At 42.8% G+C, this 15,650-nt stretch carries 12 protein-coding genes, 2 tRNA genes and 2 pseudogenes; all 16 read right to left on the minus strand.

Annotated elements, in window-relative coordinates; genetic code table 11:
• Positions 1-46: 46 nt before the first annotated feature.
• The 16 genes and pseudogenes from OF158_RS17575 to dnaB all read right to left on the minus strand — a co-directional run bounded on the left by OF158_RS17575 (position 47) and on the right by dnaB (position 15,457).
• Positions 47-397 (minus strand): ATP-binding protein, encoded by a 351-nt coding sequence (locus OF158_RS17575; RefSeq protein WP_272501159.1) that lies wholly within the window; start codon positions 395-397, stop codon positions 47-49.
• Positions 309-811, minus strand: a pseudogene (locus tag OF158_RS17680) (ATP-binding protein). The gene OF158_RS17575 and the pseudogene OF158_RS17680 overlap by 89 nt, the downstream one beginning before the upstream one ends.
• A pseudogene (istA, locus tag OF158_RS17355) lies at positions 808-2,069 on the minus strand (IS21 family transposase). Before istA ends, OF158_RS17680 begins: the two co-directional pseudogenes overlap by 4 nt.
• A 153-nt stretch (positions 2,070-2,222) precedes the next feature.
• A complete protein-coding gene (locus tag OF158_RS17360) occupies positions 2,223-3,680 on the minus strand; it encodes a hypothetical protein (protein ID WP_035183099.1) in 1,458 nt (485 codons plus the stop codon).
• A complete protein-coding gene (locus OF158_RS17365; protein ID WP_157660077.1) occupies positions 3,677-3,991 on the minus strand; it encodes a nucleotidyltransferase domain-containing protein in 315 nt (104 codons plus the stop codon). The genes OF158_RS17360 and OF158_RS17365 overlap by 4 nt, the downstream gene beginning before the upstream one ends.
• Positions 3,992-4,006: 15 nt before the next feature.
• The gene (gene rlmH, locus OF158_RS17370; protein ID WP_035183097.1) at positions 4,007-4,486 is read right to left on the minus strand and encodes a 23S rRNA (pseudouridine(1915)-N(3))-methyltransferase RlmH; all 480 of its coding nucleotides are present in this window, start codon (positions 4,484-4,486) and stop codon (positions 4,007-4,009) included.
• Between the two features lie 298 nt (positions 4,487-4,784).
• Entirely contained in the window at positions 4,785-6,047 is a 1,263-nt protein-coding gene (locus tag OF158_RS17375; protein ID WP_026683520.1) for a S1C family serine protease, read from the minus strand.
• A 216-nt stretch (positions 6,048-6,263) separates the two neighbouring features.
• Positions 6,264-7,058: an MBL fold metallo-hydrolase gene (locus OF158_RS17380; protein ID WP_026683519.1), complete on the minus strand. Its 795-nt coding sequence runs from the start codon at positions 7,056-7,058 to the stop codon at positions 6,264-6,266.
• A 16-nt stretch (positions 7,059-7,074) separates the two neighbouring features.
• Positions 7,075-7,857, minus strand: coding sequence for a two-component system regulatory protein YycI (locus OF158_RS17385; RefSeq protein WP_035183096.1), 783 nt, complete (start codon positions 7,855-7,857; stop codon positions 7,075-7,077).
• On the minus strand, positions 7,844-9,127 hold the full coding sequence (gene yycH / locus OF158_RS17390; protein WP_035183094.1) for a YycH family regulatory protein: 1,284 nt from the start codon (positions 9,125-9,127) through the stop codon (positions 7,844-7,846). The genes OF158_RS17385 and yycH overlap by 14 nt, the downstream gene beginning before the upstream one ends.
• Entirely contained in the window at positions 9,124-10,944 is a 1,821-nt protein-coding gene (gene walK / locus OF158_RS17395; protein WP_014096629.1) for a cell wall metabolism sensor histidine kinase WalK, read from the minus strand. The genes yycH and walK overlap by 4 nt, the downstream gene beginning before the upstream one ends.
• A 4-nt stretch (positions 10,945-10,948) precedes the next feature.
• Positions 10,949-11,659 carry a response regulator YycF gene (yycF, locus tag OF158_RS17400; RefSeq protein WP_014096628.1) on the minus strand — a complete coding sequence of 237 codons (711 nt, stop codon included), beginning with the start codon at positions 11,657-11,659 and terminating at the stop codon, positions 10,949-10,951.
• Between the two features lie 449 nt (positions 11,660-12,108).
• Positions 12,109-12,181, minus strand: a tRNA-Phe gene (locus OF158_RS17405).
• Positions 12,182-12,212: 31 nt separating this feature from the next.
• Positions 12,213-12,288, minus strand: a tRNA-Asp gene (locus OF158_RS17410).
• 349 nt (positions 12,289-12,637) lie between these two features.
• Positions 12,638-13,927 (minus strand): adenylosuccinate synthase, encoded by a 1,290-nt coding sequence (locus tag OF158_RS17415; protein WP_014096627.1) that lies wholly within the window; start codon positions 13,925-13,927, stop codon positions 12,638-12,640.
• Between the two features lie 174 nt (positions 13,928-14,101).
• On the minus strand, positions 14,102-15,457 hold the full coding sequence (gene dnaB, locus OF158_RS17420; RefSeq protein ID WP_014096626.1) for a replicative DNA helicase: 1,356 nt from the start codon (positions 15,455-15,457) through the stop codon (positions 14,102-14,104).
• Positions 15,458-15,650: the final 193 nt, after the last annotated feature.

A 15,650-nucleotide genomic window follows, 5' to 3' on the forward strand; every position in this document is an offset into this window, starting at 1 on the left:
GAAAATTCCCCAATTTCAACGAAATGAAATTCCCCATTTTGAACGATTAATTCGATAACTGGGCAGGATAAAGACCTGCTTTTTTCTTTTCTCGTAGGCGGTAAGAATCTCCTTTAATGTTAAAGGTAATGGCAGGATGTAAAAGACGATCTAAAATGGCTGTAGCTAATACATCATCGCCGAATACTTTTCCCCATTCGAGATAGGATTTATTCGATGTAAGAATCATCGCTCCTTGTTCATATCGTTTCGATATGACTTTAAAAAACACATTCGCCGTTAGTTCATCAAAAGGAAAATATCCTACCTCATCTATAATGAGTACGTCTGGTCGACTCCAACGATTGACTAAACGTTGGAGAGTCCCTTTTTCGTTTGCCTTTCGGCATTCTGCCACCAAATCGCCTGCGGTTAGCAAATAAAGCGGTATATCCTTGAGTAATAGCTTCTGTCGCAAAAGAAATGGCTAAATGTGTTTTCCCAACACCCGGTGGACCTAGTAAAATTCGATTTTCCCCATTGGCAATAAACCGACAGGTAAGCGTTTCTTTTACTCTCTTTTCACTGATACTCGGTTGAAAGAAAAGTCAAAATCATGAATCGTTTTGATATAAGGTAGTTTTGCTCGTTTCATTCGCTTTTCTAGTTGCTGAGACTCTTGATATTCCATCTCTTGTAAAACAATAGTGTTTAGAAATTCAGAATATGATACATTATCTCTAGAAGCGTCTTCTAATAAATGATCCAGTTGGTGGGCTGTGTGATGCCAACCGAGTTTTTGTAATCGTTCGATTAACATGTCCTTCATCATACAGTTTCACCTTCTTCCAATGCTGCGTAAGCAGCGAGAGGACGTTGTTCTACTTTTGGAGATGGGGCAGAAGATGAAAGGTCGTTGGTCGCCAAACCTTGAACGCCTTTTATTTTCTGTCCTTTTTCGTTTGAATAGATCCCTTCACAATGTTCCATTTGGATCTGTGCGGATGCCTGCCCAATCCATATCGGATGTCTCGCGATACATTCCTGTTCATCATAAATCTCAATATGATGGTTAAGCGTTTCTTTTATTTTGACCGTTTGTCCTGTGTAGCGATAGGGAACAGAATATTTTTTTCCTCTGTATGAAATAAAACAATCTCGACTTACCTCTCGTGTTTCCCAACGATTCGTAGGGAATAACGGTTTGACTCCCCATGATTGAAGGAACTTCTGTTCCTTCTCAAAACGTTGAATCGGCGGTTCTTTCGTTGTTTGATTCGGTTTTCGATTGGCCACTTGATCCAGCCAAGTTCGAATGTCTTCGTTTAAGGCTTGAAGAGTAGATTCATGCTTTCGTTGAAAAAAATTCTCTTTTAAATACTTGACTACTCTTTCTACTTTTCCCTTTGTTTGGGGACGTTTCGGTCGACATGCTTTTGGAATCATACCGTAGTAGGCTAGAAAATCCTCAAACTTTCGGTTAAATCGAATTTCCACTGGAGTATGTTTGAGAACAACGGTTTTCATGGGTCATAGAGAATTTGTTCAGGAATACCGTTAAAATAAGCAAATGCGTTCATATGGCATTTCATTAAGGTTTCCATATTCATATTGGTGGTAAACTCCACATATTTCATCCGAGAATAACCAAGTACCATAACGAACGCATAAATATCTTGGTATTGATTGTCCACCATATACTTTCCTACGTAGGCCCAGTCCATTTGGGCTTGTTTACCTGGTGGTGTTTCATACCGTAAGGTAGCTTGTTTCTTTGGCTGTTCTCGATAAGGTCGAACAAAATCTCTTAATATCGTGATCTTGCCGGTGAATCCCATCGCTTGTATTTCCTCTAAAAGAACGACACAATTTGTGGTCCCTTCTTGTATTCGTTAAAGAAGATAGTTTTTATAAGGATCGAGTTTACTTTCTTTCTTTTTCTTATTGACTTTGCGCTCTGGAAGCTTGTCCTCCTTGAGATACTTATGGATGGTTTTCCGATCAAACCCTGTTTCTTTAGCAATCGCTGTTTGTGTCCAGCCTTTCTGATACAACTCTCGAATCATAAAAAACTCCCCAATCTTCAGCATCGTTTCTCCACTCCATCTAAGACGTTGTTTCGAAACGATTATCTGTTATTATTGGGGAATTTTAAACCGTTGTTATTGGGGATTTTATCACCGTTGATTACATAGTGTATATAAATGTAGTTTTTGCAAAATAGGTTTAGCAGTATAATTGTCTTAGATTAGAGAATTATATTTTAATAATTTTATTAATGTATCTCCAATTATTGTATGGACTTCCCAATTTAAATTAGCTTTTGCTCTTTTAATTGAATTATAAAAAGGCTCTGTTGCTTCTTTAACAGAGATAAAAACTACAATTGCTCTTTCTCCAAAATAAGTATATGGTCTAAAAACTTGATAGGTTAAATCTTCTTTTACTTTTCCCTTAATTTCTTTTCCTGATTTAAAAGGCATACATAAATAATAAGTATTGTAGTTGTCCTTATTTTTTATAGGTAATTCCATGTCAGCAATTTCATAAACTCCGTGAGGTTTGGAGCATTCTTTAGCTATAATATTAGGATCAATATTAATTATTGTTTTTCCAACTTTTTTTCTTAACTCATTGTCATCCCAAGATTCAATTTTTTTCCTGTCCTCATCAGTAACAAGTATACTGTTTATTTGTTCGTATCCGTTAAAGTAATCAGATAATTTAAACCAGTTATTACTATTAAACTTTTCAAAAACCGGGATGTTTAACTTATCAATTTTATTATCTTTTATCCAAAAAAAGAAATTAACACAGTTTCTTAACAGGATAATCTGTTCTATATCCTTTAATTTATCTAGTTGATTCTCATACATATTTCTAAAATCAATTTCAAATTGATTGCAGAATTCTTCGCTATTAATATTATACAAACTTAAAAAAGCCCAATTCTTTTTACTTATATTTTTATAAACTTTAAATCCCTTAATATTAATTCTTTTATAATCGTAATTTTCTTTTTTCCATATTTTATATCTTTTTACTTCATTTTCTAAAAATAATTTTAATTGGTAATCTATTTCAATTCTATTTTTAATTGAACTTTTTTTAAAGAACAAATTAATTATACTATTTATTTCTTCAATAATTTTTTCTGCTTCCATTTCATATGTTTTATTATCACTTTCTAAATATTCCATTATTGCTTGATGATAATTTAATAGTGTATAAAAAGCAGGAATAAATATTTCATTTTCATCTTTTCCATAGGTTACTAAATTTTTCATTGCCCTTAATAGATCATTTTTCCCTCTACTAAAAAAGTATTCATCTTCTGAACTACCAGTAACACTGCCACTCTTAATTTGTAATCTCATAATATTTATATCGATATTAACTTTAAAAGTAGCTTTTGAAATTTCTTCTGGTTTTCCATCAAAGAACTTACTAGGTAAGTAATGAAAACTTGAATAGTAAAATATCCTTGCTTTTGAGTAAAGTAAATTATTGTATTTTACCAAGAGCCTTTCTAGTAGTACTTTATCATATGATGAAAATTCAAGTTTAGATATAATATCTAATAGTAAAAATGAGAATTCACTAAGTATTTTTATATCATTTTGAGATAATCTATCTCTTTTCAAATATGGGATATATTTATGTAAAATATTTTGAAAAGACTCAATAAAAAATTGTTTCATATTATCACCTCAATTAAAACTTCTTTTAATAATAAATTTCTCTTCTGAGCAATAATTTGGTTATACTCAGCCTCAGTTAAACAAATACAATCTATAATATTATCCATTGAACTATCAAATACTTTCTTAACTATTTCTTTTCGTTTCTTTATAGCCATACCATTGAAGTCATTAGAGACTATTAGTAAGTCCATATCTGATTTTATTGTATTCTCTCCTCTTGCAAAAGAACCTCTAATAAAAGCCCTCCTACACTCAAAATATAAATTTTCTTTCAAAACATTTTTAATAATAGATGTATTTAAATTCATTTTTAAACACCTCATTTACTTATGATACGGTTCCCCCCTAATAATCCGAAATGCGCGGTAAATTTGTTCGACTAAGATGAGCCGCATGAGCTGGTGGGGGAAGGTCATTTTTGAAAAAGAGAGGCTTTCGTTGCCGCGCTGCAGAACCGCTTGGCTTAAGCCGAGACTGCCGCCGATCACAAAGGCTATTTTGCTTTTGCCGTATGTCGCAAGGCGGTCGAGTGAATCGGCCAGTTCCTCTGACGACTTCATTTTCCCATCGATCGCCAGGGTGATGACATAGGTGTCCGGGCTGATTTTTGCAAGAATCCGCTCGCCTTCCTTCTGCTTTACCAGCTCCATTTCCGCTGCACTCAGCATTTCGGACGCTTTTTCATCCGCTACTTCGATGATTTCAACTTTTGCATAAGCGGAAAGACGTTTTAAATATTCCTGAATGCCTTGTTTCAAATATTTTTCTTTTAATTTTCCCACTGTAACGATAGAGATATTCACAACTTACACCCACCTTACCCACAAGCTACTGACAAGGGTTATCCACATATCCACAGAAACTATCCACATTTTGTGTGGGAATAACCGTTCCATACAAGATATATTTCACCATTTTTCGCTATTCACAGCCTGTTTATAACCTTTTTTTCGAGCAATTTCCACAAATATCCGCCCGTACAGGAACCTTTTCCAACAAAATGTTCATTCTGGATGCTATCCGCAGCACGCTTTGACCTGTTGATAACTGAATGCCGCAAAAAAAGGAAGGAAAAGCTTTCCGCCTTTCCTCCGCAGTTTGTTAATTGCTTCCCGAAGCGGTCCCGAGTGTTAATGTGAATGTTTTCGGCTGGCCGTTCCGGTATACCGACACTTTCACCTTATCGCCGGGCTGTTTATGCTCATACAGATATTTCCTTAATTCCACGGTGTTGTTAATTTTTTGATCGTCCAGTTTGTAAATGACGTCAAATTCTTTCAAACCGGCTTTACCGGCAGGGGACCCGTTTTCAATAGAGCCAATCACAACGCCGGTCGTCACATTGGTAGGCAATTTTAACGTTTCCTGCTGCTGGTAAGCCGAGATATCCGAGACGTTTACAATCCCGACACCCATTGCCGGGCGGGTAATTTTCCCTTTTGTTTCCAACTGGTGAATGACCGGTTTTGCTGAATTAATTGGAATCGAAAATCCGATGCCTTCAACCGACTCATTTGAAATTTTCATGGAGTTGATCCCGACAACCTGGCCGGAAATATTGATTAAAGCACCACCGCTGTTGCCAGGGTTGATCGCAGCATCGGTTTGAATGACTTCTTCCTGCCAATCTTCCGTTCCATCTTCGTCGATATCCACCGGAACAGTCCGATTCAACCCGGAAACAATCCCTTCTGTAACAGATCCGGCAAATTCTTCACCAAGCGGGTTACCGATCGCAATAACAGATTCTCCAAGTTTTAATGCATCCGAATCACCGAATTGAGCAACCGTTGTCACATTGCTGCCGTCTATTTGTAGAACGGCCAGATCCGTATATTTATCGCCGCCGACAAGTTTGGCAGAAAGCTTTTTCCCGTTCGATAAGGTCACCTCCAGCGCATTTGCCCCTTCAATCACATGGTAATTGGTGACGACATAAGCTTTATCACCGGCTTTTTTGTAAATAATCCCGGAACCGGATCCGGCTTCCTGAGAAGAAGAGGAAGAAGATTTTGAGTCCTGCCCAAACATATCATCAGACCAAATACTTTGTTTTTGAATGTTTGAGACGCCGACAACCGCTTTCTCCGTCTTTTCCACTGCTTTTGTAATATCGGTTGTCACCTTTAACGAGACGGTTTTCGTTGTTTTTGCCGTTGACGTGCTGGTATTTGCCACAGAATTTGAATCTACCGCAGAAGAGTCTGAGTTCGTTTTTCCAAAAATATTTGGAAAAAGAAGGGCTACCACAAGCGCCCCCACAATCACGCCAATCAGCCCGGAAAGAAAATAACCAAATTTTCCGCCGCTCCGCCTGTTTTCTTTTCCACGCCGTTGGCCGTCCTGATCATCATAATATCCCATTGCGCACCACCCTTTCTGTACTGATGAGGAAAATAGAAGTTAGATGAAGGAGCTCTTTTTTGCCCGTTCTGATTCCATTATAATGGCTGATAATTAAAAATTACTAAAAATCAAGCGCCAAAATAAAAAAAATATGGCCCGCCTGCCGATTAAACGCTGCCCCGGTTGTTGGCGGCGGGCCCCACAGCGACAGATTCTGCCACCGGATTGCTCTGGTTAAACAGCTGTTAAGGCCGTTGGAATTTTCGGATCCGTATCATATAATGAAAACGTTTCGCCGACCGCCAGGCCCTGTTCCTGAAGCGTTTGGGAAACCGCCATCCGCGCGAGGTCTTTCATATTGTTATCTTTGCTTAAATGGGCAAGGTATATTCGTTTTGTCCGGTCCCCGATCACTTCGCTCATCGCAAGTGCGGCATCTTCATTCGACACATGCCCGACATCGCTCAAAATGCGCTGTTTTACACTCCACGGGTACCTTCCCATCCGGAGCATTTCCACATCGTGGTTGCTTTCAAAAACAAAAATGTCCGCATTGGAAATCGTCCCTTTCATCCGATCGCTGACATAACCTGTATCCGTAATGATGACCAATTTTTTGCTGCCTTCATGAAAAATATAAAACATCGGCTGGACGGCATCGTGGGAAACGCCGAATGACTCAATCTCAAGGCTTCCGAACGATTGGACAGATTCCATCCCGAATGAAAACTTCAAATCTGTTGGAATCTCTCCAATCATGCCTTCCATCGCCGACCATGTTTTGTCATTGGCATAAATCGGGAGCTTGTATTTCCGTGCCAGCACCCCGATTCCTTTAATATGGTCACTGTGTTCATGCGTAACAAGGATTCCGCTTAAATCGGCAATATTGCGGCCAATCTGCCCGAAAAGCTGTTCCATTTGCCTTCCGCTTAAACCGGCATCCACTAAAAAAGCATGCTGCTCTGTCTCCACATAGATCGCATTTCCCGTGCTTCCGCTTGCAAGTACACTAAATTGCATCCCCATCGTATCCTCTCCAAAATTATTGTGCATTTTCCATTTCGTTGACCTGACCTTCAAATGCATTGATAAATAATTGTTCTGTTTCATTCCCGTGTTTTACTGTAAAATGCCATGTCGGCACAAGCACCTGGAGTTCCGGCACCCTCGTATAGTAACCGAGTTCCGCCTTCGTCACTTTGCTGTTCGGTTTCAGCGTTCCTTTCTTATATAAGGCTTCCACCGCCTTTACCGCCGACAATGTCTCTTCTTCTTCTCGGTAGATTTTAATATTGGTCAAATACGTCTGGTCATAGGAAATGATTTCATTCTGGTCATTTAAATACACGGTCAATTTCGCGTTCTTATTATTAAAAATCATTTTTCCGTTATATGTCTCATAAAAGACGGCCTGATTCAAGTCTTTATCATAGTTCCACAGTTTATAGCGGCTGCCGTAAAGCATATTTTCTTGAATAACCGCCTCCAGCTGGTCCATTTTGATTTTTGTTCCCAATTTCACCGGCTTATCAAAAGCGGAACTGAGTTGATACCCGTTCACGATTTCCGCCTGCTGGTTTTTCAATTTTTTCAAGTCTTTTGCGGTAAATACTTTTTCTTCCGCGCTGATATACGGCCGTTTTGCCTTTCCTTTCGGCAGGTTCACGAACGTAATGTTTGCAGCCTTTAAGCTTTGTTCCGCTGTCGGGCTGCCAATGACTTCATACTGATTTTTGACATGTTTGAAATACAACTGGCAGGAAAGGTAAATATCAAGCACCAAGAAAACAAGAATAAAGATTGTTTTTGTTTTACTCCAGTCCATCTTCATCCCCCCCTGCCATTTTCCAAATTCCGTCTTCGCAATAATACCAGGCCGGCTGCAGCGAAAGGATATCGTCACTGTCTTTTTGTAAACGGTACCCGACTGCAATATCTCTCACCTTGTTCATTTGAACGGAAGGGTTTGTCTGCAAGCCGGCGATTACATCCTGAGCCGGCGGGAGTTTAACAGCAGCCGGTTTTAACGGCAGGTTGAGCGACAGGTTGAAATACGGGCGGACATACTTGTAAATTTCCGATTTGCCCAAGTATTCCCGGATCTCCGCCATGCCGTCATCGTTAAAAACAGGATAGCCGTCTTTAAAAAGCCGGAACGTGACTTCATTTTCCCGCTCATTGATTTCGAAATACTGGTACTGGTCCGTCCAGCCGCTGTGCTGGTTAATAAAATCAATGGCCCGCGTCAGCAGATGGTTTGGATCGGAGCTGTACCCGATGTCTTCCCCTGGATTCACGAAGGTTAAGACTTTATTGGATTCATCTGTCCGCAACAGGCTGATACCGTTTGTATATTCCCCCGCCACTTTCTTTACAAAGTTTGGATCAGCAAACAGCGCTTTTTTAAATTTATCAATTTCAATATCAGTTGTCGCATATTTGTACTGGTTCACCACTGGATTTCCGGCAGGCAGGTAGATTCTTCTCGGGCCGGAAAGGGCAAAGGCAGTATACGGCTTGTACAAAGATTTGTTGTCGTTCAGTTTTGAGATGAACACCTGAATGGATTTTTGATCTGTGCTTGCCTCATATACTTTATTGGACGCCGTTGAAATAAAGTAAACATGGTTTAAGTTTTTGGTTCCCTTGTTTAATTCGATAACAATATGGTCAAAATCGGCATCCGGCACTTTTTTATTGGCAAAGTTCAGGACCGATTGATAGACACTGAACGGGACAGGGGCCGGAAAGTCCAATTCAATTCTGTTTTTTCCGTACATTAAATTATACAGGTCTTTTTTTTGCAACAGGCGGGAGCTGCTCATATCAAATGTCCATGTTCGAAGCAGATTCATCACCCGTGAAATTTCCCCGTCATGAACCGTGCCGGTTGTCCCGTCATTCTCATGGTAAAGTATTTTGTCAGGGAGGATGATGCCGGGCACCTTTTTTTCCTTCGCAATCGCGATATTGTCCAGATCTTTTAAGTTGAGCAAGTCATAATTCGGCTGGTTGTTCCAAATCAGCCACGTTAACAACAAGCTCAGAAGCACGAGCAACGTCAATATGATGGTTTTTGCTTTTTCAAGACTCATAGCCACTCATCCTCTTGTGCCGGTTCGTAGGGAAGGGTAAAGTAAATGGTCGTTCCTTTTCCTTCTTTACTGCTTGCCCAAATGCTTCCGCCGTGCATTTCCACCATTTCTTTTGCAATTGCAAGGCCGAGCCCTGTTCCGCCGAGTTTGCGGCTGCGCGCTTTATCAACACGGTAAAAGCGCTCGAAAATTTTCTTTACGTTTTCTTTCGGGATGCCTACACCCTGGTCAGAAATGCTGACTTCAATTTTTTCGTTCAGTTCCCTCAGCTTAAACGTAATCTGGCCACCTTCAGGGGAGTACTTCAACGCATTGGATATAATGTTGTACAACACCTGGGTCATTTTATCTTCATCGATTTCCACAAAAATTTCCGTATTCGGCAGCTTACGTTTGAACGTGACATTTTGCTGCTTTGCCATTTCAAACCGGTCAATGACATGGTGGAAAAACTCCACAAAATTGACCCACTCTTTATTTAAATGTTCGTCTTTGCTGTCCATTTTTGAAAGCTTCAGCAAATCATTCACCAGCCGGATCATTCGTTCCGTTTCATTTTGCGTCACGCCTAAAAACTGCGGTGCAATTTTCTCATCTTTCCATGCCCCGTCTGTTAAAGCTTCCAAATAGCTTCTCATCGTGGTCAGCGGCGTTCTCAATTCATGGGACACATTGGCCACAAATTCGCGGCGTTCCATATCAATTTTCTCCTGCTCGGTGACATCATGCAAAACCGTAATCAGGCCGCTGACAAAACCGGCTTCATTTTGAATCACCGAAAAATTCGCCCGTAAAATATACGGTTCTTCCTCCGTACTGAAGTCAAGGATAACGGAATCCTGCTCTGTCAATAAATCATCAAACTTATGTTCATTCTCAATTTTTAAAACCGATATAAGCGGCTGGGAAAGCACTGTTTCACGTGAAACATCCAGCATCTCGGCAGCCGGCTCGTTAATTAAAATAATCCTTCCTCTCCGGTCGGTCGCAATTACACCGTCTGTCATATGGGTCAGGATGGAGTCGAGTTTTCTTCTCTCGCCTTCCGTGCTGGCCTGCGCCTCCTGCAGCTTTTTTGTCATATGGTTAAACGAATAAGCGAGCTGTCCGATCTCATCATTCCCGATCACTTTGACTTTCCGGGCAAAATTGCCGCGTGCCATCGCCATCGCCTGCTTGCGGATCTCACTGAGCGGCTTTGAAATCGTGCGTGCGGTAATGATGCCAAGCAGGGCTGTAACCAGTACGGCAATAACCGTCCCCGTCATAAAAATCTGGTTAATCGCCTGCACCTGGCGGTAAACCGTTTCAATTTTGGAGACAAGGTAAATGATTCCGATCAGCTCACCATTTGCTTTAATCGGGGAAGCCAGCACCCACATTCGGTCGCCAGTCTGCTTGTCCAAATAAATCTGGTCTTCCGGCTGGCCGGTTACACGGACGCTTTTGACAATATCTTCGGTTGTTTTTTGGCCGACAATGCTCTGGTCATTGGAAGAAGTACCCAAAATAACGCCGCTGTGCGCGTCGATCAGCCGGATTTCAGATACATCCGTGCTTTTAAAATCGCCCAGTACTTTCCTCACTTTTAACGTAATATCCGCCGCCTGGTTCTGCTTTTTCGTCAACAGGTCTTCAATACTGTATTCAAGCACATTGACCTGGTCGTATATCGATTTTTTAAAATTCGTCTCGAGCTGGTTTTCCAGCTTATTGATAAAATACACCCCAATAATCTCCATCGCGACGACGATCAGCAGAATATAAATCAGGACAAACTTAAAGTGAATAGACTGGAAGAATTTCACCTTATTCATTTGGCTACTCCTGTTCAGGGTTGCGCAAATAATAACCGACACCGCGCCTTGTCACAATCCACTCGGGGTGGCTCGGGTTATCTTCCACTTTTTCGCGGAGCCGTCTGACCGTTACGTCCACTGTCCGGACATCGCCGTAATAGTCATAACCCCACACGGTTTCAAGCAAGTGCTCACGCGTCATCACTTGCCCGATATGCTTCGCCAGATAGTGGAGCAGCTCAAATTCGCGGTGCGTCAGTTCAATTGTCTCGCCGCGTTTTGAGACGACATAAGCATCCGGATGAATGACAAGTGAACCGATCGCAATTTCATTGGATTCCTCTTCCTCACCCGGAGCCGCGGGCGTCTGCTGGTGCCGCCGCAAATTCGCTTTGACACGGGCAATCAGTTCACGGGTGCTGAAAGGTTTTGTGACATAATCATCGGCACCGAGCTCAAGGCCGAGCACTTTATCAATTTCCGAATCTTTTGCCGTTACCATAATGATCGGCATATTGTATTTTTTCCGCACTTCGCGGCAAACTTCCATGCCATCCCGCTTCGGCAGCATAATATCAAGGACAATTAAATCCGGCTGCACCTCTTCCACCTTTTCCAATGCTTCCTCACCGTCATAAGCGCAATACACCGTATAGCCCTCTTTTGTTAAATTAAACTGCAAAATATCGGCAATCGGTTTTTCATCATCCACGACCAAAATTTTTTTATCCATCGTCCATACTCCTTCATTTAAAATGCGCCATTTTCATTGATTGACATCTATCTACAATTTTCTATCATCTTTAGTCTTTATGTTCCTAAAAAATCTCATTTTCCCCGAATCATGGCGAACAGCAATGCCCCTGGAAATCCAGAAGCATTGCTGCTCTGTATCAAAGGATTCACAGGCAGCTTCCAGCAGCCATACTATTACAATTTTAACTTACTTGCATAAAAATTGTCCAATTCTACTGAAACCATGCCCCCTGGTAATATCTATCAAGAGTGCCGGGGGATACGGCTTGCATCCTGTTTTCCATTCTGGCGGGTTAGAAGAGCCATATAATAAAAAAGCACTCGATGGGCTACATAGCTTGAACAGGCACGAAATCGGGGGTTAGGTGAACCATATAATAAAAAAGCACTACGAGAGTCTAAGTCATCGCAGTGCTTTTTAGTAAATGGCCCGGGACGGAATCGAACCGCCGACACAAGGATTTTCAGTCCTTTGCTCTACCGACTGAGCTACCGGGCCCGAACCGAAAACAAATATGTATAATTAAAAATGGCGGTCCCGACGGGAATCGAACCCGCGATCTCCTGCGTGACAGGCAGGCGTGATAACCGCTACACCACGGGACCATTGTGCATTTTGTAACAACAGAAGTAATGTTATCATATCTATCATCCATTTTGCAACACATTTCTACAAATTTTTTAAGTGAATGGCAATCGAAATTTCAGCAAATGTTCATTTTCAAGCATGGCCGCCGTAAAAGATGGAAAATCATGACCCACTTTAAAACAATATAAAAACGGCGAGAAACCCCTTTTATGGGATCTCGCCGTTTTTTCCGTTCTAGTGGACATTCTGGGATGAAAATCGCTTTTAGCAACCTCACCCGATGATGCTTTTTCATCGGTTTTCTTTTCGACGTGGTTCCACTACCGTTTTTCCGGCAGCCCAAATCCGATTCGTCCGGGTTTTCCGTCACACCCGCCAGACACTTTGCACCACAATCGTCTGCAGGCGGTCCGGACCGACGGAAAACATGGAAAGGGGAACCCCGGTCAGTTGGGAAATGCGCTCTAGGTAATGGCGGGCATTGTCCGGAAGCTCATCAAGGGAACGGCAGCCGGTAATATCTTCCGTCCAGCCCGGCAGTTCTTCGTAAACCGGTTCGCATTCAGCCAGCACTTTTAAGCTGGCCGGGAACGCTTCAAGCACTTTCCCTTTATAGCGGTAGGCGACACAAATTTTCAACGTTTCAATGCCGGTCAGTACATCGAGCAGGTTTACGGACAAGTCTGTCAGGCCGCTCACCCGGCGCGCATGGCGGACGACAACACTGTCAAACCAGCCGACACGGCGCGCTCTTCCTGTCGTTGTGCCGTATTCATGTCCGGTTTCGCGGATCCGGTCGCCGGTTTCATCCAAAAGCTCTGTCGGGAACGGGCCATCGCCAACACGTGTCGTATAAGCCTTGGCAATGCCGACAACATGGTTGATTTTCGACGGGCCGACACCGGAACCGATTGTGACGCCGCCGGCAATCGGGTTGGATGATGTGACAAACGGATAAGTTCCCTGGTCAATATCGAGCATGACCCCTTGCGCCCCTTCAAAAAGGACGCGTTTGCCCGCATCAAGCGCGTCGTTTAAAACAACCGACGTATCGCAGACATATTGTTTAAAGCGCTGGCCGTATTCGTAATAAGGCTCCAAAATTTCTTCCAGCGTAAAGCCTTCCGTTTCGTATATTTTTTCAAACAGACGGTTTTTTTCCTCAAGATTGCGCGTCAGTTTTTCTTTGAATTCTTCGTAATCAAGCAGATCAGCAATCCGGATACCGGTCCTTGCTGCTTTATCCATATACGCCGGGCCGATCCCTTTTTTCGTCGTGCCGATTTTATTGCTGCCTTTCCGTTCCTCTTCTGCACCGTCCAGTTTAATATGGTAAGGCAGAATGACGTGCGCACGGTTGGAGATGCGCAAGTTTTCCGTTGAAATACCCCGTCCGTTCAGATAATCCAGTTCCTCGACGAGCGCCTTTGGATCGACGACGACACCGTTTCCGATAACACAAATTTTGTCTTTATAAAAAATCCCCGACGGAATCAAATGTAATTTATACGTTTCCCCATTAAAACGGATGGTATGGCCCGCGTTATTCCCGCCCTGATAGCGGGACACCACTTCCGCATTTTCAGAGAGGAAGTCGGTAATTTTTCCCTTTCCTTCGTCCCCCCATTGTGTACCTACCACGACAACTGACGACATTGAGTGCACCTCCGCATATTTTACAAATCATGATTTCCATCCATCATTTTACCAGCTTAAACCGCCAACAGTCAATGTAAATCCGAACATTTATATATTTTTTCAGCGTTTTTATTCGTAAAACGCACAAAAAAAGCCTTTCCCCGAAAAGGAAAAGCTTCATATCGATACTTGCTATGCCGGAACAGGCGCATCGTCAAACCGCCGTTCCAGGTTCACAAATTTATTGTACTCTTTTATAAAAGCGAGCTGGACGGTGCCGACCGGGCCGTTCCGCTGCTTCGCAATAATGATTTCAATGATGTTTTTATTCTCCGTGTCCTGTTCATAATAGTCTTCCCTGTACAGAAAAGCCACGATATCAGCATCTTGTTCAATGCTTCCCGATTCACGAATATCGCTCATCATCGGGCGCTTATCCTGCCGTTGTTCGACGCCCCGGGAAAGCTGGGAAAGGGCAATGACCGGCACTTCAAGTTCACGCGCCAGCGCCTTCAGCGATCTTGAAATCTCAGAAACTTCCTGCTGCCGGTTTTCCCGGGAACGGGCGCTTCCTTGAATCAGCTGCAAATAGTCGATGACCACCATGCCAAGCCCGTGCTCTTGTTTCAGGCGCCGGCATTTCGAGCGGATTTCCGTTACCCTTACTCCAGGGGTATCATCAATATAAATGCCGGAATTAGAGAGGCTTCCCATTGCCATCGTCAGTTTCCGCCAGTCTTCGTCTGTCAGCGCCCCGGTCCGGAGCCGCTGGGCATCGATATTGCCTTCCGCGCACAGCATCCGCATGACAAGTTGTTCAGCGCCCATTTCAAGGCTAAAGATCGCCACATTTTCCTCTGTCTTCGTGCCGACGTTTTGCGCGATATTGAGGGCAAATGCCGTTTTCCCGACAGACGGGCGCGCCGCCACAATAATCAAATCATTGCGCTGGAAACCGGCTGTCATCCGGTCAAGCTCGTAAAACCCTGTCGGTATCCCGGTGACGTCGCCTTTCCGGTTATGGAGCATTTCGATGTTATCATATGTGCTGACAAGGACATCTTTGATATGTTTAAAATCGCCGGCATTTTTGCGCTGGGCCACTTCCATAATGCTGCGTTCGGCTTCATCAAGCAGTTCATCGACATCGTCTTCCCGCGTATAGCCTTCCTGGGCAATATGGGTGGCAGTCCGAATCAGGCGCCTGAGCAAAGCTTTCTCAGCTACAATTCCGGCATAGTAAGCGATATTGGCCGCTGTCGGAACGCTTGCGGCCAGTTCGCTCAAATAAGAGAGGCCGCCTGCATCTTCAAGCTGCCGGGTGGCTGATAATTCTTCCGCCACTGTTACAAGATCGACTGCCTTGCCGGCATCATTCAGCTTCGCAAACACCTGGAAAATTTTTTGATGGGCATTCCGGTAAAAATCCTCTGCCGTCAAAATTTCCGAAGCTGTTATAAATGCAGAAGGCTCCAAAAAAATGGCACCAAGCACTGCCTGTTCCGCCTCAATATTTTGGGGGGGAATGCGGTCTTGCAATTCATTCATTTTGAATCCTCCATTTTATCCTAAATCATCCAGTTCCGGCACCAAACATAAGCATGCCGGGGAGAATGGCAGTTTAACCGGTAACCCGTTTGCCGTAAGAGAACCGCACACTTATTCCAAATAGAAAAAATGTGATCACGATAAAATGGATCACATTTTTCTGCACGTACTATTATTTTAACACGCGGAAAAC

The organism is Weizmannia sp. WK01, assembly GCF_025905465.1.
GTDB classification, from domain to species: domain Bacteria; phylum Bacillota; class Bacilli; order Bacillales; family Bacillaceae_C; genus Weizmannia; species Weizmannia faecalis.